This is a genomic window from Falsiphaeobacter marinintestinus (assembly GCF_007923355.1).
Lineage (GTDB): Bacteria > Pseudomonadota > Alphaproteobacteria > Rhodobacterales > Rhodobacteraceae > Phaeobacter_A > Phaeobacter_A marinintestinus.
In genome coordinates, this window is sequence record NZ_VOGO01000011.1 from 41,755 (window position 1) to 67,222 (window position 25,468).

The 25,468-nt window shown below is 58.9% G+C and carries 23 protein-coding genes; 10 read left to right on the plus strand and 13 right to left on the minus strand.

Annotation, left to right across the window (positions count from 1 at the left end):
* Positions 1-145 precede the first annotated feature (145 nt).
* Complete coding sequence (locus FOY56_RS19305; RefSeq protein ID WP_146347790.1) at positions 146-1,012, plus strand: branched-chain amino acid aminotransferase; 867 nt, start codon at positions 146-148, stop codon at positions 1,010-1,012.
* 88 nt (positions 1,013-1,100) lie between these two features.
* Here FOY56_RS19305 and argE read toward each other — a convergent pair whose 3' ends face one another.
* Together argE and FOY56_RS19315 are read right to left on the minus strand one after the other, a co-directional pair.
* On the minus strand, positions 1,101-2,264 hold the full coding sequence (gene argE / locus FOY56_RS19310; RefSeq protein ID WP_146347791.1) for an acetylornithine deacetylase: 1,164 nt from the start codon (positions 2,262-2,264) through the stop codon (positions 1,101-1,103).
* On the minus strand, positions 2,261-3,445 hold the full coding sequence (locus FOY56_RS19315; protein WP_146347792.1) for a M24 family metallopeptidase: 1,185 nt from the start codon (positions 3,443-3,445) through the stop codon (positions 2,261-2,263). The genes argE and FOY56_RS19315 overlap by 4 nt, the downstream gene beginning before the upstream one ends.
* A gap of 287 nt (positions 3,446-3,732) precedes the next feature.
* Between FOY56_RS19315 and FOY56_RS19320 the strand changes: the two genes are divergently transcribed.
* From FOY56_RS19320 to FOY56_RS19340, 5 genes are all read left to right on the plus strand, one after another.
* Positions 3,733-4,833, plus strand: a complete 1,101-nt coding sequence (locus FOY56_RS19320) for an ABC transporter ATP-binding protein (RefSeq protein WP_146347793.1) — start codon at positions 3,733-3,735, stop codon at positions 4,831-4,833.
* Between the two features lie 71 nt (positions 4,834-4,904).
* Positions 4,905-6,008 (plus strand): extracellular solute-binding protein, encoded by a 1,104-nt coding sequence (locus FOY56_RS19325; protein WP_146347794.1) that lies wholly within the window; start codon positions 4,905-4,907, stop codon positions 6,006-6,008.
* 96 nt (positions 6,009-6,104) lie between these two features.
* Positions 6,105-6,395, plus strand: a complete 291-nt coding sequence (locus tag FOY56_RS19330; RefSeq protein WP_146347795.1) for a DUF1330 domain-containing protein — start codon at positions 6,105-6,107, stop codon at positions 6,393-6,395.
* Positions 6,392-7,663 carry an ABC transporter permease gene (locus FOY56_RS19335; RefSeq protein ID WP_146347796.1) on the plus strand — a complete coding sequence of 424 codons (1,272 nt, stop codon included), beginning with the start codon at positions 6,392-6,394 and terminating at the stop codon, positions 7,661-7,663. Before FOY56_RS19330 ends, FOY56_RS19335 begins: the two co-directional genes overlap by 4 nt.
* A gap of 4 nt (positions 7,664-7,667) precedes the next feature.
* Positions 7,668-8,876, plus strand: coding sequence for an ABC transporter permease (locus FOY56_RS19340; protein ID WP_146347797.1), 1,209 nt, complete (start codon positions 7,668-7,670; stop codon positions 8,874-8,876).
* 58 nt (positions 8,877-8,934) lie between these two features.
* On the opposite strand, the gene FOY56_RS19345 is transcribed toward FOY56_RS19340, so the two are convergent.
* The 3 genes from FOY56_RS19345 to FOY56_RS19355 all read right to left on the minus strand — a co-directional run bounded on the left by FOY56_RS19345 (position 8,935) and on the right by FOY56_RS19355 (position 12,394).
* On the minus strand, positions 8,935-10,215 hold the full coding sequence (locus FOY56_RS19345; RefSeq protein ID WP_146347798.1) for a tetratricopeptide repeat protein: 1,281 nt from the start codon (positions 10,213-10,215) through the stop codon (positions 8,935-8,937).
* A gap of 65 nt (positions 10,216-10,280) precedes the next feature.
* On the minus strand, positions 10,281-11,612 hold the full coding sequence (locus FOY56_RS19350; protein WP_186766398.1) for a lytic murein transglycosylase: 1,332 nt from the start codon (positions 11,610-11,612) through the stop codon (positions 10,281-10,283).
* Positions 11,613-11,683: 71 nt separating this feature from the next.
* Complete coding sequence (locus tag FOY56_RS19355) at positions 11,684-12,394, minus strand: helix-turn-helix transcriptional regulator (RefSeq protein ID WP_146347800.1); 711 nt, start codon at positions 12,392-12,394, stop codon at positions 11,684-11,686.
* A gap of 85 nt (positions 12,395-12,479) precedes the next feature.
* Between FOY56_RS19355 and FOY56_RS19360 the strand changes: the two genes are divergently transcribed.
* A complete protein-coding gene (locus FOY56_RS19360) occupies positions 12,480-13,205 on the plus strand; it encodes a glutathione S-transferase family protein (protein WP_186766399.1) in 726 nt (241 codons plus the stop codon).
* A gap of 3 nt (positions 13,206-13,208) precedes the next feature.
* Here FOY56_RS19360 and rnr read toward each other — a convergent pair whose 3' ends face one another.
* Genes rnr through dapE form a run of 3 tightly spaced genes read right to left on the minus strand, consistent with a single transcriptional unit; the run spans position 13,209 to position 17,233 of the window.
* Positions 13,209-15,461, minus strand: a complete 2,253-nt coding sequence (rnr, locus tag FOY56_RS19365) for a ribonuclease R (protein WP_146347802.1) — start codon at positions 15,459-15,461, stop codon at positions 13,209-13,211.
* A gap of 57 nt (positions 15,462-15,518) precedes the next feature.
* A complete protein-coding gene (locus FOY56_RS19370) occupies positions 15,519-16,088 on the minus strand; it encodes a TIGR04282 family arsenosugar biosynthesis glycosyltransferase (protein WP_146347803.1) in 570 nt (189 codons plus the stop codon).
* Entirely contained in the window at positions 16,085-17,233 is a 1,149-nt protein-coding gene (dapE, locus tag FOY56_RS19375) for a succinyl-diaminopimelate desuccinylase (protein ID WP_146347804.1), read from the minus strand. The genes FOY56_RS19370 and dapE overlap by 4 nt, the downstream gene beginning before the upstream one ends.
* A 286-nt stretch (positions 17,234-17,519) precedes the next feature.
* Here dapE and FOY56_RS19380 point away from each other — a divergent pair, with 286 nt between their 5' ends.
* The 3 genes from FOY56_RS19380 to FOY56_RS19390 all read left to right on the plus strand — a co-directional run bounded on the left by FOY56_RS19380 (position 17,520) and on the right by FOY56_RS19390 (position 21,306).
* The gene (locus tag FOY56_RS19380) at positions 17,520-19,085 is read left to right on the plus strand and encodes a Hint domain-containing protein (RefSeq protein WP_146347805.1); all 1,566 of its coding nucleotides are present in this window, start codon (positions 17,520-17,522) and stop codon (positions 19,083-19,085) included.
* A complete protein-coding gene (locus FOY56_RS19385; protein WP_246139539.1) occupies positions 19,085-20,182 on the plus strand; it encodes a Hint domain-containing protein in 1,098 nt (365 codons plus the stop codon). The genes FOY56_RS19380 and FOY56_RS19385 overlap by 1 nt, the downstream gene beginning before the upstream one ends.
* A gap of 68 nt (positions 20,183-20,250) precedes the next feature.
* Positions 20,251-21,306 carry a transporter substrate-binding domain-containing protein gene (locus FOY56_RS19390; protein WP_146347806.1) on the plus strand — a complete coding sequence of 352 codons (1,056 nt, stop codon included), beginning with the start codon at positions 20,251-20,253 and terminating at the stop codon, positions 21,304-21,306.
* Positions 21,307-21,312: 6 nt separating this feature from the next.
* Here the strand turns inward: FOY56_RS19390 and FOY56_RS19395 are convergent, their stop codons facing one another.
* From FOY56_RS19395 to FOY56_RS19415, 5 genes are all read right to left on the minus strand, one after another.
* Positions 21,313-21,651 carry a DUF8846 family protein gene (locus tag FOY56_RS19395; RefSeq protein ID WP_146347807.1) on the minus strand — a complete coding sequence of 113 codons (339 nt, stop codon included), beginning with the start codon at positions 21,649-21,651 and terminating at the stop codon, positions 21,313-21,315.
* A gap of 66 nt (positions 21,652-21,717) precedes the next feature.
* Positions 21,718-22,467 (minus strand): YHYH protein, encoded by a 750-nt coding sequence (locus FOY56_RS19400; RefSeq protein WP_186766400.1) that lies wholly within the window; start codon positions 22,465-22,467, stop codon positions 21,718-21,720.
* 91 nt (positions 22,468-22,558) lie between these two features.
* Entirely contained in the window at positions 22,559-23,386 is an 828-nt protein-coding gene (gene dapD, locus FOY56_RS19405; protein ID WP_146347809.1) for a 2,3,4,5-tetrahydropyridine-2,6-dicarboxylate N-succinyltransferase, read from the minus strand.
* Positions 23,387-23,548: 162 nt separating this feature from the next.
* The gene (locus FOY56_RS19410; RefSeq protein ID WP_146347810.1) at positions 23,549-24,472 is read right to left on the minus strand and encodes a threonine/serine dehydratase; all 924 of its coding nucleotides are present in this window, start codon (positions 24,470-24,472) and stop codon (positions 23,549-23,551) included.
* A 68-nt stretch (positions 24,473-24,540) separates the two neighbouring features.
* A complete protein-coding gene (locus FOY56_RS19415) occupies positions 24,541-25,338 on the minus strand; it encodes a hypothetical protein (protein WP_146347811.1) in 798 nt (265 codons plus the stop codon).
* Positions 25,339-25,468 lie beyond the last annotated feature (130 nt).

Consider the following 25,468-nt stretch of genomic DNA (forward strand, 5'->3'; position numbering starts at 1 on the left):
CCCTTTGCGTTTTTTTCAGTTTAAGTCAGCCTTGTTGACATTCCAAGACCAAAGCGGTATCGAATCGCAGTTTTAGCGCAACTTTATGACCGTTTCGGACATATGGAGCGCAACATTTGAAAAGCGTGACACAGGAGAGAGCGCAATGTCGGGTTATGACGACCGTGATGGTCAGATCTGGATGGATGGTAAGCTGATCGACTGGCGGGATGCGAACGTCCACATTCTGACCCATGCCATGCACTATGCCAGTTCGGTGTTTGAAGGCGAGCGTGCCTATAACGGCAAGATCTTCAAATCGCGCCAGCATTCAGAGCGTCTTAAGAAATCGGCCAATATGATCGACTTCGATATCCCCTGGACCGTTGACGAGATCGAAGCCGCCAAGGCGGAAGTCATGGCCGCCAGTGGCTTGACGGACGCCTATGTCCGGGCCGTTGCCTGGCGCGGAGCCGGTGAAGATATGGGTGTCGCGTCGGCGCGCAATCCGGTCCGGATGGCAATCGCCGCCTGGGAGTGGGGCGCCTATTATGGCGACGCCAAGATGAAGGGCGCGAAACTGGACATTTCCAAATGGAAACGCCCCAGCCCGGAAACCATCCCGAGCCACGCCAAGGCCGCCGGTCTTTACATGATCTGCACCATGTCCAAGCACGCGGCCGAGGCCAAAGGGTGTTCGGACGCCATGATGTTCGACTATCGCGGCTATGTGGCCGAAGCGACCGGGGCGAATATCTTTTTCGTCAAGGATGGTGAGGTGCACACGCCCGATCCCGATTGCTTCCTGAACGGGATCACGCGTCAGACCGTGATCGGTATGCTGAAGGATCGCCAGATCAAGGTGCACGAGCGCCACATCATGCCGGAAGAGCTGGAAGGCTTTGAACAGTGCTGGCTGACCGGAACCGCCGCAGAAGTGACCCCGGTGGGCCAGATCGGCGACTATAACTTCGAAGTCGGCTCTCTAACCCGCGATATTGCCGCGGGATATGAGAAACTGGTGCGTCTCTAACGCACGATATCACCTGAAAGAAACGGCGCGAAGCGGGATCTTCGCGCCGTTTTTCGTGTGTCAGACGCACCCTTGACGTGACAAGGGCTTAGGCGACGACCGTTCGGCCCAGCCGTTCCAACATATCCAGACAAGACTGCAGTTGATCGACGCTGACGAATTCGTCGGGCTTATGGGCCTGCTCGATAAACCCCGGCCCGCAGACCACGACCGACATGCCCATCTGTTGAAACAACCCGGCCTCGGTTCCGAACGGAACAACATCAGCCCCGTTTGCGCCGATCAGCCCGGCAATCAGATCGCGTGCGGCGTTGGTGTCCATCGGCTCCAGCCCGGCGACTTCGCCAATAATCTCGGTGTCGATCGCAGCATCTGGGCAGATGGCCTGCATCATTGGCAGCAAATCGTCGCGTACATAGGCATCGATCCGGTCTTTGACGTGCGCGTGATCACTGTCCTGCACTGGACGCATTTCCCAGTCGACCTCGGCCTTTCCCGCAATGACGTTATGCGCCACGCCGCCGGCGATGCGGCCTATGTTGATCGTGGACCAGGGGGGATCGAAACGGCTTTCGCGGGATGCGCGCAACATCAGATCGCCGCGCAGCTCGATCAGCCGCGAGACATAGCGGACGGCATATTCGGCTGCGTTCACTCCGCGTTCGGGGGCGGATCCGTGGCCTTCCAGCCCGTTGAAGCGGACCGTATATTCGCAGCAGCCCTTGTGCCCTTCGATCAGGCGCATTCCAGTGGGTTCGCCGATCAGTGCCATGGCAGGCTTGATCCCGCGCTTTTCCAGTTCGGGCACAAGGGCGCGGGCACCAAGGCATCCGACCTCTTCATCATAGGTAAATGCAAAGTGGATCGGTCGACGCAGCGGCAGTTTTGCCCAGTCATCGGCCATCACGGTCGCGGCGGCGATAAACCCCTTCATGTCACAGGTGCCGCGCCCGAAAAGCTGGCCATCGTTTTCATGAAGCGCGAAAGGGTCGCTGGCCCAGTCCTGATCGGTAACCGGCACGACATCGGTATGACCCGATAGCAGGATGCCACCGGGTGCGTCGGGGCCAATCGTGGCGAAAAGGTTTGCCTTGGCCGCTGTGCGATCCTGAAACACATCAACCTGCGCCCCGGCGGTTTCCAGAACACCGGCAAGATCGGCAATCATGTCGAGATTGCTGTCAGACGACACCGTCGGGTAGGCGACCAACCGCCTCAGCAGGGCGACAGTACCGTCCAGATGCGCGGTCATGACTTTACGAACATTTTCCGGGGTCGGTTGCAGAAGGTTTCAGCCGGACCTTCATCGCGGATCAGGATGCTTTCGGTGATCTCAAGCCCCCAGTCCTGCATCCAGAGGCCGGGCATGAAGTGAAAGGTCATGCCGGGTTCCAGCACGGTTTCATCCTCGGCGCGCAAAGACACTGTGCGTTCCCCCCAATCGGGCGGATAGCTGAGCCCGATCGGATAGCCGCAGCGCGCGCCGCGTTCGATCCCGGCGCGTTCAAGCGGGGCCGCCAAAGCATTGGCGATGTCACAGGCGCGATTGCCTGCGCGGGCAACATCAAGGCCTGCTTCCAGACCTTCGGCCAGCGCAGCTTCGGCGCGTTTAAGGAAATCTGGCGGATCGCCCAAAAACAAGGTCCGGCACAACGGCGCGTGATAGCGGCGATAGCAGCCCGAGATTTCGAAGAACGTGGCCTCGCCAGTTGCAAAGGGGCGGCCATCCCAGGTCAAGTGCGGTGCGGCGGCGTCGCTGCCTGACGGCAGCAGCGGCACGATGGCCGGATAATCCCCCCACGCCCCGTCGACCCCGCGGATTGCATCTCGATAGATTTCGGCCACGACCTCGTTTTTTGGCACACCGGGTTCGACCCGTTCCAGAAGTCCATCGACGACCTTTTCCGAGATCGCTGCCGCCTTGCGCATAAACGCGATCTCGGCATCGGATTTTATCCCACGCTGCCAATTGACCAAAGCGGTGGCGTCCGGAAAGACGGCATTTGGCAAAGTCTCTTGCAACGACTGCATCGCCTTTGCAGAGAAATAGTAGTTGTCTGCTTCGACCCCGATGCGAGCGGTTTGCAGCCCCAGATCGGCCAGATGGCGGCCAAGATCCTGCATCGGGTGGCGTTCGGTCGATTGTACGAAATTATCCGCATAACCCCGGACCCGGTCGTTGCCCATCCACACCGTGCGCACCGCACCGTTGGTATCCTGATTGCGGCCCCACCAGATCGGATCGGCGTCCGGAAGCACGATGACCCCCTGATGGACGTAGAACGACCAGCCATCATAACCGGTCAGCCAGGCCTGATTCGATGGGTCTGTGACAAACAATGCATCCAGCCCACGCACCGCCATTTCGGCACGAGTGCGGGCCAGACGGCCTTGGTATTCATCAAGCGAAAACGGAAGATCAATCGCGGTCATCGGGCCCTCACCGTCATGGTTCGGTTCTCATCTGCGCACAGGCACCGTTGTCTTACAAAGTCTTTTTTGGCCTGTGGACTAAGGTTTCAGCCAAATTTTCCGAATCGTTTCCAGACAGGGTTCGGTGCCTTTCCAGCCAGTCGCCACCAGATATGCCCTCAAATTATGCGAGTAACGCATTATGCCCGGAAAAGTCGCAAAGCGGTTGCAACCTGACGTCATGCACGGTTTAGTCGGACTCTAGAAAAATGCGGCACCAGACCGCGCTAGAATACGGGGAGCCAATTTTGGCTGATACATCAAGCACCGATGCGTTCGTTGAATTCGAGCGTGTTCAAAAAAGCTATGATGGCGAAATACTGGTCGTCAAAGATCTGAACCTATCCATGCCCAGAGGTGAGTTTCTCACGATGCTTGGGCCGTCAGGGTCCGGAAAGACCACCACACTGATGATGCTGGCCGGGTTTGAAACGGCAACCCATGGCGACATCCGGCTTGGTGGCATTTCGATCAACAACATCCCCCCGCACAAACGCGGCATTGGTATGGTGTTCCAGAACTATGCCCTGTTCCCGCATATGACGGTGGCTGAAAACCTGTCCTTTCCGCTGGAAGTCCGCAAGATGGGCAAGTCCGAACGCGAGGCCAAGGTCAAGCGCGCGTTGGACATGGTGCAGATGGGCGACTTTGGCGGACGCCGTCCGGCGCAACTGTCTGGCGGTCAGCAGCAGCGGATCGCTTTGGCCCGTGCGCTGGTGTTCGAAGCCGAACTCGTTTTGATGGACGAACCACTGGGCGCGCTCGACAAACAGCTGCGCGAACACATGCAGTTTGAAATCAAGCGCATCGCCGACAATCTGGGCATCACCGTGGTCTATGTGACCCATGACCAGACCGAGGCGCTGACCATGTCGGACCGCGTCGCCGTGTTTGACGATGGCCGCATTCAGCAGCTGGCACCGCCGGATCAGCTGTATGAAGCGCCTGAAAACAGCTTCGTTGCGCAGTTCATTGGCGAAAACAACACGCTGGAAGGTGTGATCAAAGAGATTAGCGGCGGTCGTGCTCTTGTTGAGCTGGACGATGGTGAGCTGATTGACTGCAAGCCGGTCAATGTCAGCAAGCCGGGCGAACGTACCCGCGTTTCAATCCGTCCGGAGCGTGTCGAATATAACAAAAGCCGCCTTCAGGAAGGCGCGCATACTCTGAAAGCCGAAGTGCTGGAGTTCATCTATATGGGTGACATTTTCCGGACGCGGCTGCGGGTAGCGGGCAATGATGAGTTCATCATCAAAACCCGGAACGCACCTGACGTAGAACGACTGGTACCCGGCCAACAGATCGAAATTGGCTGGTTGCCCGACGATTGCCGCGCTCTGGACGCCTGATCCAAAGCGTATGCAACTCCGGCGACAGATCGGAGAAACAACAACGTAAATACCACAAGGAGAGTACCAACATGAACTTCAAATCACTGTCCGCATTGGCCGTCACCACGGCCCTGTGCGCACCGTCGGTTTTTGCGGCAGACATGGCCGACGAACTGACAATCGTCAGCTGGGGCGGCGCCTATTCCAAGTCGCAGCTGCGTGCCTATCACGAGCCCTATTCGGAAAAGACCGGCACCAACATCATCAACGATGACAGCTCGGCTGAGGCCGTCGCAAAGCTGCGCGCGATGAACGAAGCGGGTAACATCACCTGGGACGTCGTTGACGTTGTTGCTGCTGACGCGATCCGTCTGTGTGACGAAGGTCTGGCGATGGAAATCGACCCGGCGACCATGCTGGCTGCCGCACCTGATGGCACATCGGCTGCTGATGACTTCGGTGACCTGCTGGTGTCCGAATGCTTCATCCCGCAGATCGTGTATTCGACCACATTCGGCTATCGCACCGATCTGGTTGGCGACACTGCACCGACCGACATCTGCGCCGTATTCGACCTGGAAGCGTATCCGGGCAAGCGCGCGCTGGAAAAGCGCCCGATCAACAACATGGAATGGGCTCTGCTGTGTGACGGCGTTGCCAAAGCCGACGTTTATGACGTTCTGGCCACTCCGGAAGGTCAGGACAAGGCTCTGGCCAAGCTCGACACCATTAAGGACAGCGTTGTCTGGTGGTCGGCGGGTGCCGATACGCCGCAGCTTTTGGCCGATGGCGAAGTCATCATGGGGTCGACCTATAACGGTCGTCTGTTCAGCGTGATCGAAGAGCAGAAACAGCCCGTCGCCATGCTGTGGGACGCACAGGTGTTTGACCTTGACGGCTGGATCATCCCGGCTGGCCTGAGCCCCGAGCGTCAGGCTCGTGCGCTGGACTATATCATGTTCGCCACTGACACTCAGCGTCTGGCAGATCAGGCCAAGTACATCTCGTACGGTCCTGCGCGTGCATCGTCCGCTCCGCTGGTTGGCAAGCACGCCGACATGGGCATCGAAATGGCGCCGCACATGCCGACAGACCCGGAAAACGCCAAGAACACGTTCCTCTACAACTACGAGTTCTGGGCTGACTATCGCGACGACATCGACGCGAAGTTCCAGGCTTGGCTCGCCAAGTAATCGATTTCGGGCCGGGGTTTGACCCCGCCCGGACATGACATTGCGCGGACCGGGAAAACCCGGTCCCGCACCCAAAAATGAAAGTCAGGATCGACGATGCCCAAAGGTTACATCATTGCGCATGTCACTGTGACAAACCCCGAAGCATATGCAGTGTACGCAGCCGCCAATAACCGGATCTTTTCGCGTTACGGCGGCGTGTATCTGGTGCGCGGAGGTGAGGCAATTGCCCCGGAAGGGCCAATGAAAGCCCGTCATGTGATCATCGAATTTCCTGACTATGAAACCGCCAAGGCGGCTTACAATGACCCGGAATATCAGGAAAACCTGAAAATCCGCTTGGACAATTCCGAAAGCGACGCTGTCATCGTGGAAGGCATGGAATGACCGACACCACCGATACTGGCCCTGTTCTTGCTGCTGACGGCACCCCGCTAAAGCGTAGCCTTGCCCGCGCGCTGCGCATGCAAAAGATGCGCGCACTGGCGCTGATTGCTCCGTTGCTGCTGTTTGTCCTGATCACATTTGTTGTGCCGATCGGGCAGATGCTGTGGCGGTCGGTCGAAAACGATATCGTCGCAGATACCTTGCCGCTGACTGTCGTGGCGCTGGCCTCGTGGGACGGAAACTCGGGTGAGCTGCCCTCGGAAGAGGTCTATGACGCCTTCGCCCGTGACATGATCGTCGCCGTGAATGCCAAGCAGCATACGCGACTGGGCACGCGCCTGAACTATGAAAAAACCGGCATTTCGTCGTTGTTCCGCAAATCCGGGCGCAAGATCAAGAAATGGGATCCGGTCGAAGACGCTCCGTTCAAGGAAAAGCTGATCGAAGTGCATGATGGCTGGGGCGACATCGAAACCTGGCGCACCATTCAAGCCCATTCAAGCAGGGTGACTGGCGGCTATTTCCTGAACGCCATCGATATGCAGAAGACACCGGATGGCCCTGCGGCCCAGCCGGAAGACAAACGGATCCTGATCAAACTGTTCACCCGAACGCTGATCATGTCGATGATCATCACCTGCTCTTGTATCGTGCTGGGCTATCCCGTCGCGTGGATCTTGGCCAACCTGCCGATGCGGTCGGCCAACATGCTGATGATCTTGGTTCTGCTGCCGTTCTGGACGTCGCTGCTGGTGCGCACCAGCGCATGGAAGGTGATGCTGCAGCAACAGGGTGTCATCAATGACGTTCTGGTCTGGCTGGGGCTGGTCAGTGACAGTGCCCGTCTGATCATGATCAACAATCAGTTCGGTACCATTGTGGCGATGACCCACATCCTGCTGCCGTTCATGATTCTGCCGATGTATTCGGTGATGCAGACCATTCCGCCAACGTATCTGCGCGCTGCAAAATCACTGGGTGCCACCAACTGGACAGCGTTCTGGCGGGTATACTTCCCGCAATCGGTGCCGGGCATCGGCGCGGGGTCGATCCTGGTCTTCATCCTGTCCATCGGGTACTATATCACGCCGGAAATCGTTGGCGGCACCAAGGGTGTCTTCATCTCGAACCGGATCGCTTATCACATCTCGTCGTCGCTGAACTGGGGACTGGCCGCCGCGCTTGGGACCATTCTGCTGGCTGTCGTTCTGCTCCTTTACTGGTGCTACGACAGGATCGTCGGCATCGACAACGTGAAGCTGGGGTAACGTCATGAGCATCGAACTTGCCCAGAAAAAAGACCCCAGTTTCGTCGCCCCCATCGTGGCAGGCGCTGGCGCTGTTGCTGGCCTTCTGGTCGGAACCGCGCAAGGGTCATCGATCATCGGCATTCTGGCCGGAGCGGCAATATTGGGCGCGCTCGCGTGGATTGTGCTGAGCTATTTTAATCACGAACGACCGGCCCGCCGGATCATCATGGCCGCCTTCGGTGTTGCCGGGTATCTGGTAGGAGCCATTCCGGGCGCCGTTGTCGGGCTGTTGTTCGGCTGGTTCTTTGGGTGGTTTATCTTCTGGCTTGGATCAGGCCGGTACCGCGCATGGCTGGCACCCTATCTGACCCCGGGTCAGGTGCTGTGGCACTATACGTTCCGTGTGATCTGCGGCGCGGTCTTTGTGTTTCTAATTACGCCGATTCTTGTGGTCCTGCCGCTTAGCTTCAACGCTCAGGATTTCTTTACCTTTACGCCGGAAATGCTGCGTTTTGATCCGGAAGGGTATTCGCTGAAGCATTACCGCGACTTCTTTACCAACAATGAATGGCAGCGGTCGTTCAAGAACTCGCTGATCATCGCACCGATCGCGACGATCATTTCGGTCAGCCTTGGCACACTGGCCGCCATCGGCCTGAGCCAAAGCCACGTTCCGGCCCGTCGCACCATCATGGCCATCCTGATTTCGCCGATGATCGTTCCGCTGATCATTTCCGCGACCGGCATGTTCTTCTTTTATTCCAGCATCGGCAACTGGATGGAAGGCACGCTTGGACTGGACAAAAACTTTGTCGGCTACATCAAGGTGATCCTGGCCCACGCCGTTTTGGGTATTCCCTTTGTGATCATCACTGTCACGGCGACGCTGGTTGGCTTTGACACATCGCTGACCCGCGCGGCTGCCAACATGGGTGCGAACCCGGTGACGACCTTCTTCCGGGTTCAGATGCCGCTGATCCTGCCGGGCGTGATTTCCGGCGGTCTGTTCGCCTTTATCACCTCGTTCGACGAAGTGGTCGTGGTGCTGTTCGTCGGCTCTGCCGGTCAAAAGACGCTGCCCTGGCAGATGTTCACTGGCCTGCGTGAGCAGATATCGCCCACAATCCTCGCGGTTGCGACGATCCTTGTCGTGATCTCAATTGGATTGTTGACGGTTGTCGAGCTTCTGCGCCGCCGCTCTGAACGACTGCGGGGTTTGTCGCCCGGGTGACACTTCCAAATGTTGAAAAGACAAAGCGCCAGAGAGACCCTCTGGCGCTTTGTTCATATCAGTCGTAACCAACGACAGGTGCATGGTCCGCAAAGATCGGACGCCGCCCTTGCATCGCCCGGCGGGCTTCGTCGCGCAGGCCCAACCGCAGCAGCAGGTTCACATAAGTCAGTTCCAGCAGATCGCGTTGCGCGCGGCTGCCACCAAAACGGACATGATCTGCCATAACCGGGGTAAGTCGGCGCAACGCCTCGGCCCATTGCTGAGCCGCGATTGCCTTCCACGCATGCGCCACCGGCCCCACCAGATCGGCAGCATACCCCTTGGTGCCTTCCATCAGTTTCTCCAGCCGTTCGGATTCTCCTGCCATGGCGTGGCACAATGCGCTGTGCATATCGGCAAAGCTTTGACCGGACGCCGGGAAGAATTTGGCCGCGAAATCGCTGATTGCCTGCCAGCGTTCAGACGACACGCTGACGCCTGCAAGCTCGGCCCGGTGATAGATCGCGGCTGTATCGGTCACGATGTTGATCGGCAGACCCTGCGAGCCGCCCGGGGCGATCCCGGCGTCAATCAGCGCCCACATCCGGTCGATTTGACCCAACTCCAGTGCCCAGAGCGCCATGTGCCAGCTAAGGTGACCATGCAAAACGCCCCGGGAATCGTACCCTTCCATCCAGGTTTCCAGAAACCCCAGACCGGCGTCGGTTTCCCCCGCCTCGTACTGGGCATGGGCTTTGAAGTGAGAACCGTTGGCATTCTCCGGGTTCAGGGCCAACGCCCGGTCCATCAACTCCAACGATGCGGCAACCTCTCCGACCTCGCACAGCGACAGGGCATGCATGCTGAGCATCCACCAGTCTTCGCCGTAATGCGGCAGCAAGCGTGTGGTATAGGCCAGCAACTCGGCCTCGCGTGCAACATGGCCGGAAAATCCGATCAGACCAAAGACATTGGTGCAGATCTGAGCGCAGAACGCATCGCGCGGAAAGTCCTGAACATGGGAAAGAACCAGATCCCGCGCCGCGCCCGCCTGACCCGACAGCAACAGCGACAGGGTTTCAACGTGCTGGCGTTCGCGCGATGTGGTGTCTGCTGACAACTCGGACGCGCGCGCGATGGCCGACTTGGCCCCGGCCATGTCGCCTTCATACATCCGGGCGCGTGCCAGACCTGCATGGCCCAGCGCAAATCCCGGATCGGCAGCAACCGTTGCCTCAAACGACTGAACCCCGCCATAAGTGGCCGCCAACACATGGTCGACGCCTTCAACATAGCGGTCGCGGGCAGCGTCTGACGACGTGCTCAGCGTGTTTCCGTACCGGTCATCAAATGGCATGCGGTCCCCTTTTCAGTTGGCGTTTCAACCAGACTGACACGGGGGCCCGCTTTTTCCCAAGCGAATTACCGAAGCCGTTGCAACAGTCGCAGCGATGCGTACCCGTCCGGTAATAGTCCCTCGGCCACCTGATACGCTCGAACCGCATTCACCGTCAGGGGACCGATCTTGCCGTCGATCTTCTGCGTATCGAATCCCTTCGCCGTCAGACGCTGTTGCAATTCTTTGCGTTCGGCGAAGGTCAGCGCACGATCTTCACGCGGCCAGTCGGCCTGAATGGGTGTGCCACCCGCGATCCGGTCAGCCAAATGCCCGACCCCGATGACATAGGCATCAGCCGTGTTGTAATGTTCGATCACCTCAAAATTGTCGAACACCATAAAGGCCGCACCGCGCCCGCCCGCCGGTAACAAAATCGCGCCTTTGCCGTGGTTTGGCACAGGTTTTCCGGTCACGCCAGTGACGCCCAGCGCAGCCCAGTCGGAAGGGGGTTTGGTGATTTCGCGCGACGCAAGGCGATAGTCAAAGCTTTTGGGCAAGGTGACTTCGACGCCCCATGGCTGCCCATGGGTCCAGCCAAAATGCTTGAGATACGCGGCGGCCGAGGCCAATGCGTCTGTCGGATCATCTGACCAGATGTCCCGCTTACCATCGCCGGTGAAATCAACCGCGTGTTCCTGATACGAGGTCGGCATGAACTGGGTATGGCCCATCGCCCCGGCCCAGCTGCCGTTCATTTTTGCGGCTGTGACGTCACCATTTTGCAGGATTTTCAGCGCGGCGATCAACTGATCTTCGAAGAACGCGGGCCGTCGGGGATCAAAGGCCAAAGTGGCAAGTGATTGGATCGTGCTGTTGGATCCACGAAACCCGCCATACGCACTTTCCAGCCCCCAGATCGCCACAACGACCTCTTTGTCGACGCCATACTTCTTCTCGATCTTGTCCAATGTGCTGCGGTGTTTGGAAAGCGCAGCCTGACCATTGTTGATCCGGGCGTCGGATACGGCGGTGTCCAGATAATCCCAGATCGTCTTGGTGAATTCCGATTGATTACGGTCGCGGCGGACCACGTCCGGGTCATAGCTGACCCCCTTGAAGGCCTGCGTCAGTGTGTTTCGGTCGATGCCCTGCGCCTGTGCGCGATCATAGAACGCCCGCACCCACAGGTCAAAACGGGCATTGTCGCTGGCCAAGATCGGTTCCACCCTATTGTTCAGGTCTGCCGGGCGCGCCATCGGTCGGGCAACGCCAGAGCCGGCGGCTGCGGTCTTCACGACCAATTCCGGCCGGATTTCTGGCCGGATCGGCGGTTTGGTCGTGGTTTCGACCGGTCCCGCCACCAAGGCCGAGACCCAAAGCCCGGCGCATGCCGTGGCAAGGATAAGGGTACGCATGAACATTTGTCCTGATTAACTGTTTACTGCTCAGAAACAGTTTAGCGCGAAGGTGATCCGCGACAAAGCGATCATTCCCGATGGTCGCGGTCGGTTGCCGATCGGGCCTTCAAAGCCGTCAATGCATCGCGCAAGCGCGGGATGCGGTTGGGGCGAAAGCTGGGGCCTGTGACCTCCAGATCTGTCATACGGTCCAGTCGGAATGGGCGGAAATCTTGCCGCAGATGACACCAGGACACCAGAACGGTGGTCTGGTCGAAGAACACGATACCCAGCGGATCGACAGTGCGGGTTGTGTTGGCCCCATTGGCATCACGATAGGCGAAGGTTACGGCCATCTCGTCCCACGTCGCCCGCCTGAGCTGATCAACGGGTATCCCGGGCGGATCGGCACGATAAAATCGATGAGCCGTCAGTGTGGCATGTTTCAAACGATGCGACTGGCTGGGAGGAAGGCGGCCCTGTAGCTTGCGCAGGGCCTGAGTGGCGGCGGCTGACAGTTCTGGGTCGCCGATCTGCTCCGCCTCGCGCAGACCCAGAACCAGCGCTTCGATCTCGGCGTCGGTGAAGCCAAGCGGTGGCAAAGTCGCGTCTTCGATCAGCGTAAATCCATATCCCGCTGCCCCGTCAATGATCGCGCCCAACCCGCGCAGCGCATCAATGTCGCGATGGATGGTGCGTGCGGATACACCCATATCCTGCGCCAACGCATCGGCGGTATGAGGCGGAGCACCAAGGCGCAGGGCCTGCATCAGTTTGAACAATCGTTCGGTACGGGTCATGGGACGAACCTGCGCTTGGTTCATGACAAAAACTGTCATGAAGGCCGTCTATCACGTCAGCATCACACATCTAAGGAGAATCCCGATGCTGACCCTTCTTTCTTTCCCCGGTTCTGACGGTTTTGCCAGTCACAGCCCGTTCTGCCTCAAGGCCATGTGCCTGCTTGAAATGAGCGGACGCGACTGGGACGTCGAAATCATTCAGGACCTGTCGGCTATGCCGCTTGGTCGTGTGCCTGTGTTGCGGGTCGGGGATGACCTTATCCCCGATAGTCATAACATTCAGGCGTACCTTGAAACGCAGGGGGCTGACTTTGATGGCGCTTTGACAGCTTGGCAGCGCTCACAGTCGCACGCCATTATACGCGTGGTTGAAGAAAGCCTGCGCATGGGGCTGGTGCATGATCGGTGGTTGAACCCTCAGGTCTGGCCGATCATGTCCGATGCGTTCTTTGCGGCTGTTCCCGCGCCCGCCCGCGCACAGGTGGCTGAAGTGGCACAAGAACAGGTCCGCCAAGGGCTGATGTCCCACGGAATCGCACAATTTGACGAATCGGATCGCCTGATGCGCATGGAAAAGGATCTGGACACCGTTACAGCGGTTTTGACTGACCAGTCATTCCTGTTTGGCGCGCACCCAACGGCGGCAGATGCGGCTGTGGCCCCGGTGATCGACATGATCTTGCGGCTGCCCGCTGCGACGGGTTTGCGAAAACTGGCCCAAGCGCGCCCGACGTTGGCACCCTATGTTGGCAGAGTTCGCTCTGCGATCTATCCGACCGACGTGCAAATAGCCTCGGTAGCGGCGTGATACTTACCGCCGCCGGGTGACCTTGCGCTTGATCTTGTCGGCCTTGCGTTTCGATTTCGCCGGCTTGCGCCGGGGGGAGCCGCGTCCAGACGGGCGCGGCCCTTTTGGCAGGGCCTCGTCGTTGATCGTAAGCAGTTCCAGTTCCAGCCCGCCGGTCATTGGCGCCGCTTCGACCAGACGCACGGTGACGCGCTGTCCGATTCCGATAGTCAGCCCGGTTTCCGAGCCCATGAGGGTTCCGGCCTCGCGGTCGAAATTGAAATACTCGCGCCCCAATGTGCGCACAGGGATCAGCCCGTCGGCCCCGGTTTCGTCCAGTTTCACAAAGGCGCCGAACTTGGCGATGCCACTGATCCGGCCGGTGAACTCAGTGCCCTTACGTTCGGACAGATAGGCAGCCAGATAGCGATCAGTGGTGTCGCGTTCGGCCATCATCGACCGGCGCTCGGTCTCGGAAATATGGATGCCGGTCTGTTCCAGCCGCTCGATCTCGTCCGGTTGTAGGCCGTCCTTTCCCCAGCCATGCGCGGTGATCAGCGCGCGGTGCACGATCAGGTCGGCATAGCGCCGGATGGGCGAGGTGAAATGCGCGTAGTTCGCCAGAGCCAACCCGAAATGGCCGAAATTTTCGGGGGAATAATAGGCCTGTGTCATCGACCGCAGCGTCGACATGTTGATCAGCTCGGCATCATCTGATCCAGCCGCCTGATTTAGTAGCGCGTTCAGGTGCCGGGTCTGCAAGACCTGTCCCTTGGCCAGCGAATAGCCTGCGGTTTGGGCGGTTTCGCGCAGGGCGTCCAGTTTTTCAGGCGACGGCTCTTCGTGCACCCGAAACAGCAAAGGCGAACGTTTCTTGATCAGCGTTTCGGCCGCCGAAACATTGGCGAGGACCATGAATTCTTCGATCAGGCGGTGGGCATCCAACCGGTCGCGGAAGTTGACCGAGGCCACGGTGCCATCATCGTCCAGAATTATCTTGCGCTCGGGCAGATCAAGATCCAAGGGCTGGCGGTCATCGCGCGCGCGCACCAACGCCTCATAGGCCGCATAAAGTGGCTTGAGAACCGTTTCCAGCAGCGGGCCAGTCCGGTCGTTCGGCTCACCATCGATGGCGGCCTGAACCTCGTCATAATGCAGCGACGCAGCCGAACGCATCAGGCCGCGAACGAACCGGTGGTTTAGCTTCTGGCCTTCCGCGTCCAGCTGCATCCGAACGGCGATACAGGCGCGCGGCACGCCTTCGTGCAGCGAACACAGATCGCCAGACAGACGGTCCGGCAGCATTGGCACAACCCGGTCGGGAAAATAGGATGAGTTGCCACGATTGCGCGCCTCGCGGTCCAACGCGGTGCCAGGGCGGACATAGGTCGCGACATCGGCGATGGCGACCCAGACGATATGGCCGCCCGGGTTCTTGGGATCATCATCGGCATGGGCATAACAGGCGTCATCATGATCGCGCGCATCGCTTGGGTCGATGGTGATCAGCGGCATGTCCCGCAGGTCGTCGCGGCCAGACAGGCCAACAGGCTTGCATCCGTCGGCTTCGGCAATCACGGCGTCAGGAAAGCTGTCGGGGATGCCGTGCTGGTGAATGGCAATCAGGGAAACGGCTTTGGGCGCACTGGGGTCGCCCAGCCGTTCGACAATGCGCGCGCGGGCAAGGCCCATGCGGGACTTTGGCCCGGCTTGTTCAGCCTCGACCAACTCTCCGTCTTTTGCGCCGTGGCTGGCATCTGCCGACACCATCCATTCGGAACTGCCCGCCTTGTCGATGGGCACGATACGCCCACCTTCGGCCCCTTTGCGGAACACGCCAAGAATGCGTTTGGGGTTGGTGCCGATCTTGCGGATCAGACGCGCTTCATAGTTGTGGTCTTCTTCCTGCACCACACTCAGCCGCGCCAGAATGCGGTCACCTTCGCCCAACGCCGGGTCGCTGGCGCGCAAAATCATCAGAACGACGGGTTCGATGCCGTCGCCATGCCATTCCAACGGACGCGCGAACAGGTCGCCATCGGCGTTCGGCGCTTTGACCTGAAGGATCGACACAGGCGGCAGGCGGTCTGGGTCGCGATAGGTCTTCTTCCGCTTTTCCAGATGACCTTCGGATTCGAGCTCTTTCAGAACCCGTTTCAGGTCGATCCGGTCCGCGCCCTTGATGCCAAAGGCTTTGGAGATGTCCCGTTTGGAACTGAGGGTGGGATTGGCGGAGATCCAGTCAAGGATTTCCTGCTTGGAAGGAATACGCGTCATACTCTTCGCGTAGCACGGTCGGCAGGTGCCGTCATGGGCAAAAATAGGCAAGATGCGTCAGGGCGCGAGGTCAGCCGCAGTATCGACATCCGACAGAGTGTCGGTGAGCGCGACACGGCACGCTTTCAGGGCGGCAAGGCTGTCGGATAAGGCATGTTCGGAAGACCAGCGCACGCTTGCCAACGGCGGCAGGTGCATACCGGCCTTCGATCCGATCAGCCAGTATCCGCCATCACTCGCAGGGCCAAACACAGCCTGGTGCGCGCCCAGCGCCGAAAAGGCCCGCGCGATATGGGTCCGCGTGACTCCGGGTATGTCCGACCCGATCAGGCAGGCCGGGCCGGGGGCTGCGTTCAGCAACCCTGTCATACGTTGGCCCAGATCACCCTGACCTTGTGGGACCCGCGGTAAATCAGCGGGCCAGACGCGGATGGTGAGCCCATCGATGTCAGGCGACACGGCCAAAACGATCTGCCAGCGCGGATCGCGCAGGCGACGCAACAGCCGCTTTACCTGATGGCGATACCACCATGCTGCCGGGATCATCCCGACGTCCCGCCCAAGCCGGGTTTTGACGCGACCGGGGCGCGGGAGCTTGACCATGATGATCAGCGTTGGGCGGCTCATGCCGCGAAATAGTCTTTCAGGATACGGGTATAGATTGCTTTCAGTTGGTGGATCTGAGTGATTTCGACCCGCTCATCGACCTGATGCATCGTCCGGCCCACCAATCCGAATTCGACCACCGGGCAATGGTTCTTGACGAACCGCGCGTCTGACGTTCCGCCAGTTGTCGAAAGTTCCGGCGTGATGCCGGTTTCAGCAGCAACGGATTTCGATACCAAAGCAGACAGATCGCCCGGCGGTGTCAGAAAGCTTTCGCCAGAAATTTTGACCTTCATGTCGATGGTCACACCGAAGTCTTCTGCCACCTTATCAGCTTCTTGCCGCATCCAGCCCGTCAGGGACGCACCGGAATGAGTGTCATTGAACCGGATGTTTGCGGCTCCTGAACACTGCGCCGGGATCACATTTGTGGCCGGATTGCCGGTGTCGATGGTGACAACGGCCAGCGTCGAGGGGTCGAAGTGGTCTGTTCCGCTGTCCAATTCGTACGATGCAAGCCGATCCATCAGGCGCGCCATGGCCGGAAGCGGGTTGCGCGCCCGGTGCGGATAGGCCGAATGGCCCTGCACGCCGGTCACTGTGAACCACGCCGTCATCGATCCGCGACGCCCAATCTTGATCATCTCGCCCATGTGGTCGGGACAGGTCGGTTCACCAACCAGACAGACTGACATCGCCTCGCCCGCTTGATCCATGTAATCCAACAACGCGGTCGTTCCGTCCAGCGCGTCGCCTTCCTCATCCCCTGTGATGGTCAGAATGATGGCCCCATCTGGCGGCGTGTCCCGGACCAGATCGATTGCGGCAGCGGCAAAGGCTGCAACGCCCGATTTCATGTCGGTCGCGCCGCGTCCATAGAGGAACCCGTCTTTTTGTTCGGCCCCAAAGGGCAATACAGTCCAGGCCGCTTCGTCACCGACCGGAACCACGTCTGTATGGCCGTTGAACCCAAAGGTTTTGGCATGCCCCTTGTCGCCCCAGCGGGCAAAAAGGTTGGACACGCCCCCCCGGTCGGCCCGTGTGCATGAAAAGCCCGCCGCGGACAGTTCCTGTTCCAACAGGACCAGTGCTCCGCCTTCTTCCGGGGTGACCGATGGACAGCGGATCAGGTCGGCTGTCAGACGAACAGGATCGGTTGACGACATAGTGGGCTCCTTCGGCGGGATAACAGCGACTAAGGTTCTTTTGCCACACATGCGGCGAAAACTGGGCAATGCCAAGCCTTTAGACTTTGATTCAACTTAACAGGGTACGCAGGCGCATGTTAGCAATATAAAAAAATCGACCCGAGGCAGGGCGAGCAGGACATAAGGCCGTAAAAAAACAGGCCACCCATATCCGACATGCGGGAAAACCCGTGGTCGTGATATTCCGTGTGAACGCTTGTTCACGCGGTTGCATCTGTCTCAGGCATGAGAATTGAGGCAGAGCATGGTTGCAGCGGCAGAGCTGACATACAATACGGGTGCGAACGCCACTCAGATGGCGCAAGAGATCTTTGGTGATGGCGTTACAGTTGTCAGTGCCACGTACTATGGCGACAACGATTCCTCGGCGATTTATTCAAATGGCGACAGTCTGGCCCCGGGGGCGACGCCCGGAGATACTGGCGTTATCCTGTCGACCGGAGACGCCGACGATTTTACGAATTCTACGGGTTCGTCGAACCAGAGTAACAGCACCTCGACAAACACCAGCGGTGTCAACAACAACTCTCAGTTCAACTCGGCGGCTGGCACGCGGACCTATGATGCCTCGTATCTGGATGTGACGTTCATCCCGGATTCGGACGTCATGACCATGCAGTTCGTGTTTTCGTCGGATGAATACCCGGAATACACGAACTCGGTTTATCAGGATTTTGTCGGGGTCTGGGTGAACGGCACTTTCGTAGACCTTGCCATCGGCAACGGCGATGCCGATCCGGGCAACATTAACTCATCCGATAACCAGAACCTTTATCTCGACAATACCAGTGACGCCTATAACACCGAGATGGATGGCCTGACGGTCACCATGACGCTGACGATGAATGTCAACGCCGGTGACCAGAACACAATCCGCATCGGCATCGCGGACGTGTCTGACAGCAGCTATGACTCGAACCTGTTGATCGCAGGCGACAGTGTTCAGACCAAAGTCGTGGCGCTGGAGGATTCAACAACAGTCTACCCGTCCGGATCCAAAGTACTGGACGTGATGGCCAACGATGTGTCGGCCAGCACTCTGACGATCACCCATATCAACGGGCAGGCTGTTACTGTCGGTTCCTCGGTTCTCTTGAACACCGGACAGACTGTGGTTCTGAACGCGGATGGCACGATCACCATCAACGGGGATGGGGATACCGAAGACTTCAACTTTACCTATACGATAACCGATGGCACCAACGAGGACACCGGGTTTGTCAATGTCAGTTCGGTGCCGTGCTTTGTGGCAGGCACTCTGATCCGGACGCCGCATGGTGAGCGGCTGGTCGAAGACCTGATGCCGGGCGATCTTGTAGACACACGCGATGACGGCCCGCAACCGATCCGCTGGATTGGCAGCCGATCGGTCGAGGCCGCTGACGACATGGCGCCTATCGTGATCCGGGAAAACACGTTTGGTCGGCACGGGCAGGTGATGGTGTCTCCGCAGCACCGCATATTGGTGCGCGACAGCCTGGCAGAATTGCTGTTTGGCGAAGGTGAAGTGCTGGTCGCGGCCAAGGATCTGGTCAACGACCATTCCGTGCGGCGCTGTCCCGGTGGCGAAGTCACGTATGTGCATTTGATGTTCGACCGACACCAGCTGATCTTTTCGGATGGATTGGAAACCGAAAGCTTTCTGCCCGGGCCTCAGACAACCAGCGTTCTGGAACAGCCTGTAGTTGAGGAAATCTGCAAGATATTCCCTGAATTGGACCCGCTGACCGGTGAAGGTTACAGCCCCGCCGCGCGTCTGACGCTGAAACGATACGAAGCGCAATTGCTGACCACCGGGGTGGCTGCCTGATGACCGCCTGGATCGGCATATCAGATCACGACGGATTTTGTTTCAATCCTGCCGGGCTGACCGATGCTGATACCGACGGGACTGATCAAAAGCTGGATCTCGACGCGCTTATGGTGCGCGGATCTCTGGTTATCGAAACCCGGTTGCCGCAAAGCCCGAAACCTCAGCCCTTGCTGAATGTCGAACGGGGCGGCGGCTGGCCATTTCATCTGTCGTTTCAGGCAATCCCCGGCGGCGGGCTGACATTTTTGTTGAATCAGGGGGCGGGCTGTCACCATTGCACCACCAACTCGGCCGAGGTGGGGCGCACGGATATCCTGCGGTTGACCTACAGTTGGGACGCGCCCGCGCGGTTCGGTCAATTGACCGTCGAACGCTTGGACCGGGGTCATTTGACAATTTTACCCGTAAAGGCGCCCAACCCCTTCCGGCTGGCTGACATTCAGGCCTTGCTGAACCGTGGTTCGCAGGATTTTTTGTCTCCGGAAGTTCTGTTTGTCGCCGTGTCCCGCGACGTCGAACCGGTTGGCCCGATGCCGTCCATGACCCCCGATACGCCGATTGCAACGCCGCACGGGTACCGTCTGATCGGATCATTGCAGCGTGGAGATACCGTGATCACGCAGGATGGTCAGGTTGTACCGGTTTTGCACCGGGTCTCACGCACGGTTCCGGCGCGCGGCTGCTTTCGCCCGATCCGCTTGCGGGCACCGTTCTTCGGGCTTCAACACGACATCATTGTGGCCCCGACACAAAGGCTGGTCCTGACCGGGTCCGAGGTCGAATACCTGTTCGGTCAGGAAGCCGTTTTGGTCGAATTACGCCATCTTGTCGGAGAACCATCGGTTCAGCCTGTGTCGTGCGGGCCGACTGTCACCTATGACCAACTGATCCTGCCCGGCCACGAAGCGGTGATCGCGGCAGGCACCGCAGCCGAGACGTTGTATCTGGGCCGAATGCGCCGCAAGAAAGACCTGCTGCGCTCCAGCTTGCTGGCGAACGTCGCCCGGCAAAGCCTGCCCGAGCATGGGCGGTCGATCTATCCGGTTCTGAACGCGTTTGATGCTGTCGTTTTGGCCGAACAGCGCGCTGCATGACCTAAGGGGCGCCTTGCCAAAACGTATATACATGCGCTAAAGACAGCTTACCTTTAAGCACTGAACGCATGACCAGATACCTCGCTTCGTTTCTTCTGTTCTGTCTGACGCTGACTCAACCGCTGTTTGCACAGACATTGACCGTCACTACCGTGACACGTCCTCCGTTCTCGTTGGTCGAGGATGGCACCGATACCGGCTTTTCAATTGAACTGCTGCAAGCCTTGGCGCAAAAGCTGGACCTGGACTATACCATCGACCGAAAAGACCAGTTCGGCGAAATGCTCGACTCGGTCAGCTCGGGAACGGCTGATATGGCAATCGCCAACATCTCGATCACCGCATCGCGCGAAGCGACAATGGATTTTAGCCATCCGATCTTTGAGTCCGGGCTGCAATTGATGATTCCCGCGGGACAATCCGGGTCGCCATCGCTGTTTGGGGCTTTGATGTCCTCTGATCTGCTGCTCGCATTGGGCGCCGCCTTTATCATTCTGTTTGGGGGCGGCATGCTGATGTGGGTGTTTGAACGACGCGCACAGCCCTATTTCGAACGTCCGCTGAGGGAAGCATGGTTTCCGTCGTTCTGGTGGGCCTTGAACGTGGTGGTCAATGGCGGCTTTGAAGAACGTATGCCCCGCACGCCGTTCGGTCGCGTATTCGGAGTCATCCTTGTCGTGTCGTCGCTGTTCATTGTGTCGCTGTTTGTCGCCAAGATCACCGCTGTGATGACAGTTGAGGCCATCAACGCCTCCGTTCAGTCGGTCAATGACCTTTATGGCAAGCGGGTCGGTACAGTCAGTAATTCAACCGCCGCCGGATTTTTGGAACGGCGCGATATCGAATTCTTCGACTATGCTGGCCTTGAAGGGCTGATTGATGCGTTTGAATCCGGGTCACTCGACGCGGTCGTGTTCGATGCCCCGATCTTGTCCTATTACACATCGCATGAGGGCAAGACCATTGGCACCATAGCTGGTCCGGCGTTCCTGCAAGAAAACTATGGCATCGTGTTTCCAACCGGCAGCCCGCTGCTGGAAGATGTCAATCAGGCCCTGCTCGCCCTGCGCGAGGACGGGACCTATGACGCGATTTATCGCAAATGGTTCGGCAGGCGCGACTGACGCTGGTCAGCTTTCGTCCCCGTCATAGAACGGGGTCATCTGGGCCACGATAACCGCATTTTCCTCAAGCGCGCGCTGCATTAGCCCACGTTCGTCATCACCGATTTCGTGACCTTCGGCCTCACGCTCTGCCAATGTGCCATAGCCGGTCACATCAAGCGGAGCGGTATCGGCCTGTTTCAGGATCGCGACGGTTTCGCGCACGGCTTCGGCTTCGTCCACGCCCGAGGCAAAGCACATCAGCGCGGCCCCGGTTGCGCCCTCGGGCAGGCCGTCGCCGTCTTTGCGGCCGATCTGAACCAACAAGGTGTAAACCTGCTGGCGTGATGTCTTCTTCTTTTCCATGCGCAGCCCTTACAGGCCGGGCCGGACCCCGGTCAAGCGATGACCGGGCGATCCTTGAGTCGCGTGTCAGGGCCGCCCCAAAAAGCCCCGGCTGACCGTGCCTTTGAAACACCGTGGGAAGAACGGATAGGAATCGGTGGCGAAATAGACATATTGCCCGTCGATCATCGCACCATTGCAGTTGTCCAGATTGCCGCTGCCCGGCACATGTTGCCAATCTTCGACAAAGGTCCCGTCGTGGTTACCGTGGGGAGCGGTAGAGCGCTGCCCCGGTTTCAACTGCCACGATGACACTGCCTGAGTACCTGCAAAGTGGATCGGGAATCCATCCGCTGCATAGCCGATCATCGTGCCATCCAGCGCATCGGTCAGTGTATCGGGTACAGCGTGGTAGTGATACAGACCACGGTGATCAACGTGGGCATGGTTTTGATCCATGCCAAGCTGATCTGCGGCCCCCATCCCTTCCAATCTCCACCCGCTGGACGGATCCCGCGAGAACCCGCGCGGCGAGGTGGGGTCATAGAAATCCGCCGTGCCGGGACGGAACAGAATACCGGTCAGCGACACGCCCGAAGAGTGGGTTTTGCCGGTTACCGTTCCGGTTTGTTCGGGCGTTGCATCAAAGCAAACCGTTTGATCCTGAGCACGGAAGCGGTTTGGATTCCCGGAATTCGGGAATCGACCGATGCTGTGGGTGGGTGTGGCGTTCGAGGTCACGCATCGCTGATCCCCCGACAGTGTGATGCTGACCTGATTGTCAGCAAAAGCAGCTGAGGCACAAAGCGCGGCAATGACAAGGGTCCATGATTTCACCGGGTCTCTCCAAATGTGAGGGTCCCAAATGAAACGCAGCCGCGGCGGAGGTCCGTCGCGGCTGCGTCAAAAATTGCAATGTGTCGGCAGATCAGTCGCGCAGCAAATCGTTGATACCGGTTTTTGAGCGGGTCTTTTCGTCAACGCGTTTGACGATCACGGCGCAATACAGGTTCACGCCGTTCTTGGATGGCATCGAGCCCGCGACGACCACCGAATAGGGGGGGACTTCGCCATACATGACTTCGCCGGTTTCGCGATCGACGATCTTGGTTGACTGACCAAGGAACACGCCCATGCCGAGAACCGAACCTTCGCGAACGATCACGCCTTCGACCACCTCCGAGCGCGCCCCGATAAAGCAGTTGTCTTCGATGATGGTCGGGCCAGCCTGCATTGGTTCGAGCACACCGCCGATACCGACGCCGCCGGACAGGTGCACGTTCTTGCCGATCTGCGCGCAGGAACCGACAGTGGCCCATGTATCAACCATGGTGCCTTCGTCGACATAGGCGCCAAGATTCACGAAAGACGGCATCAGCACCACGCCGGGCGCGATGAAGGCAGATTTGCGCACGATACAGTTGGGGACAGCGCGGAAACCCGCAGCTTTCCATTCGTTGTCGCCCCAGCCTTTGAACTTGCTGTCGACCTTGTCCCACCAGTGACCACCCTGCGGGCCGCCATCCTGTTGTTCCATGTCCTTCAGACGGAAGCCCAGAAGAACGGCCTTTTTGGCCCACTGGTTCACGTGCCAGTCGCCGCTGTCCATTTTCTCGGCCACGCGCAACGTGCCGCTATCCAGCGCGTTCAGCGTGTCTTCGATGGCTTCGCGGGTTTCACCGCCGGTGGATGGGGTGATTGTATCGCGCGCCTCCCAGGCGGCTTCGATGGCGGCTTCCAGCTGGGCGTTGGACATGAGGATCTCCCGTGAACGTAAGTTTGTGGCCCTATACAGGCGTGAGCCGTTGGAAACAATGCGCAAGGGGCGCTTGGAGGGCAGGGGGCAAGGGGCGCTGCCCCTCTTGCTCCTGCGGAGCAATTCACCCCGGGGTGTTTTGAACAAGAAAGAAGCAGCGGGTCAGGTATCGAACGGATCGGGCGCGGGATTGGCACCGCAGACGAGCACTGCAACCCGTTCTTGTGGGGCGGGTTGATAGGCCCCTGACATCAACGCGGCAAGGGCCGTGGCGCCCGCAGGTTCGACCAGCACACGACGGTCTTGCCAGAGTGCGCGCTGGGCGGACGCGATGGCATGGTCGTTGACAAGGACAGATTGGCCGAGATGGGTCTGGGCGAGATCGAAACAGATCGACCCGATCCGGCGCGCGCCAAGCGCGTTTGCGGCAATGCCCGAGACATCGACATCAACCGGTGTTCCGGCCTGCAATGCGGCGTGCAGCGCGCAGGACGTTTCGGGTTCGACCGCGACGACTTTGCGTGCGCCTTGCAACCACGCCAGTGACCCCGCGATCAGGCCTCCGCCTCCGACGGCGATCAGAACGGTATCGGCGGCGAGGCCCTGTGCGTCCCACTCGGCCATACAGGTGCCTTGCCCGATCACCGTGGGTTTGGCGTCATAGGCGTGGATCTGCATTGCGCCGGTTTTTGCCTCATAAGCTTGCGCCGCTTGCAGGGCATTGGCGTATTCGCCGGGCACAACGGTCAGATCAGCACCCGTGCGTTCGATCAGTGCGATTTTCGAGGCACCGGCCAGTTCCGGCACAAACACCTTGGCCTTGTGCCCCAGCGCCTGCGCCGCATAAGCCACTGCGGCCCCATGGTTGCCCCCCGATGCGGCGACCACTCCGGCTTTGGGTACGTCGGCGCTGAGCAGAGTGTTGAACGCCCCGCGGGCCTTGAAGCTGCCGGTGTGCTGTAACTGCTCAAGCTTGATCTCGACAGGATAGGTCAGGCCAAAGTCTTGCGTGATGAGTGTGGGCGTGACCTGAACATGCGCAGAGATGCGTGCCCGGGCGGTTTCGATGTCAGATGTCCAGGTCATACATGCGTCTCCTGTTTGCGCGCTGGTCGGACCCTAACCGGTCCTGCAGCCGGTCGCCAAGCCGCAGTTCAACGTGCAAAATCGGACAGGATCGCATCCAGTTGCCCGGCGTCGTGAAGCCATTTGGCGATTCCATGCTGATCAGCATCATGTGCTATCAGTTGAACGCAGCTTTCCGAAGCAAGATGCTTTGCGTGCTTTTGGTCGACCGCGTTTCTGTCGCCATAGTGGATGTCGATCTGGCCGCCAAAATCAGGGAACTGGTCGAAGATGTTCAGCAAATCCGCGTCCCCACCGTTAAAGTCGACATCCTGCTTCTTGCTGTCAGGCGAAGCGAACTGGGCGAAAACCCGGGGTTGAAGTTGGGTCTGGGGCGCGAAAGCCAGTATGCGATCAGCGTTCAGCCGCAATCCAAACTGGATCGCCGCGTAGGCCCCCGCGCTGGCCCCTATGGTTCGGATCGATGTCGTGCCTTCGGGAACTGTACGGCGCAAAAAGGTGGCGGTCGATTCAATGTCGGTGCTGAGGGTCAACAACCCTCGCAAATACCAGCATTGGCGAAAGTCCTTTATGAACAATATGTTGCACTTGTGTTGCGAGAGGGATCGGAAGAATTCGCGCGGGGGCATGCCAAAGGCCGTAGCGAGGCCCGAAAACGCCAGAATGGTAGTCGTGGCGCCGGGTTCGGTGTGCAATTCAACCGGGGCGATTTCGGCCAGATCACTGTTGGGCGCTACGATGCTTTGCCCGGTGAACCGCAAAAGCGTCTCTTGCAGGTTGAACGATTTTTCTTGCAGTTGCGCAATTTGCTTCGTGTGTCTTTTCAGGATCAGGTCGTCTCGGTTCGGTGTGTTCGGACGCGGCATTTTCTAATAACTTTCGTGCTGGAAATGATTAGGTTAAAGAAAGCACGTTCATACATCCGGTTCCAAGGCCCGCATCGCATTTTTTAGGGGACCCGATTGGTCCGACCCGACAAGCGGACCAGAGAACCGG

Bases quoted from the DNA above. Each gene is read 5' to 3' on its own strand.
- FOY56_RS19305 (WP_146347790.1), top strand. From the start codon at position 146: ATGTCGGGTTATGACGACCGTGATGGTCAGATCTGGATGGATGGTAAG.
- argE (WP_146347791.1), bottom strand. From the start codon at position 2,264: ATGACCGCGCATCTGGACGGTACTGTCGCCCTGCTGAGGCGGTTGGTC.
- FOY56_RS19315 (WP_146347792.1), bottom strand. From the start codon at position 3,445: ATGACCGCGATTGATCTTCCGTTTTCGCTTGATGAATACCAAGGCCGT.
- FOY56_RS19325 (WP_146347794.1), top strand. From the start codon at position 4,905: ATGAACTTCAAATCACTGTCCGCATTGGCCGTCACCACGGCCCTGTGC.
- FOY56_RS19330 (WP_146347795.1), top strand. From the start codon at position 6,105: ATGCCCAAAGGTTACATCATTGCGCATGTCACTGTGACAAACCCCGAA.
- FOY56_RS19335 (WP_146347796.1), top strand. From the start codon at position 6,392: ATGACCGACACCACCGATACTGGCCCTGTTCTTGCTGCTGACGGCACC.
- FOY56_RS19340 (WP_146347797.1), top strand. From the start codon at position 7,668: ATGAGCATCGAACTTGCCCAGAAAAAAGACCCCAGTTTCGTCGCCCCC.
- FOY56_RS19345 (WP_146347798.1), bottom strand. From the start codon at position 10,215: ATGCCATTTGATGACCGGTACGGAAACACGCTGAGCACGTCGTCAGAC.
- FOY56_RS19350 (WP_186766398.1), bottom strand. From the start codon at position 11,612: ATGCGTACCCTTATCCTTGCCACGGCATGCGCCGGGCTTTGGGTCTCG.
- FOY56_RS19355 (WP_146347800.1), bottom strand. From the start codon at position 12,394: ATGACCCGTACCGAACGATTGTTCAAACTGATGCAGGCCCTGCGCCTT.
- FOY56_RS19360 (WP_186766399.1), top strand. From the start codon at position 12,480: ATGCTGACCCTTCTTTCTTTCCCCGGTTCTGACGGTTTTGCCAGTCAC.
- rnr (WP_146347802.1), bottom strand. From the start codon at position 15,461: ATGACGCGTATTCCTTCCAAGCAGGAAATCCTTGACTGGATCTCCGCC.
- FOY56_RS19370 (WP_146347803.1), bottom strand. From the start codon at position 16,088: ATGAGCCGCCCAACGCTGATCATCATGGTCAAGCTCCCGCGCCCCGGT.
- dapE (WP_146347804.1), bottom strand. From the start codon at position 17,233: ATGTCGTCAACCGATCCTGTTCGTCTGACAGCCGACCTGATCCGCTGT.
- FOY56_RS19380 (WP_146347805.1), top strand. From the start codon at position 17,520: ATGGTTGCAGCGGCAGAGCTGACATACAATACGGGTGCGAACGCCACT.
- FOY56_RS19385 (WP_246139539.1), top strand. From the start codon at position 19,085: ATGACCGCCTGGATCGGCATATCAGATCACGACGGATTTTGTTTCAAT.
- FOY56_RS19390 (WP_146347806.1), top strand. From the start codon at position 20,251: ATGACCAGATACCTCGCTTCGTTTCTTCTGTTCTGTCTGACGCTGACT.
- FOY56_RS19395 (WP_146347807.1), bottom strand. From the start codon at position 21,651: ATGGAAAAGAAGAAGACATCACGCCAGCAGGTTTACACCTTGTTGGTT.
- dapD (WP_146347809.1), bottom strand. From the start codon at position 23,386: ATGTCCAACGCCCAGCTGGAAGCCGCCATCGAAGCCGCCTGGGAGGCG.
- FOY56_RS19410 (WP_146347810.1), bottom strand. From the start codon at position 24,472: ATGACCTGGACATCTGACATCGAAACCGCCCGGGCACGCATCTCTGCG.
- FOY56_RS19415 (WP_146347811.1), bottom strand. From the start codon at position 25,338: ATGCCGCGTCCGAACACACCGAACCGAGACGACCTGATCCTGAAAAGA.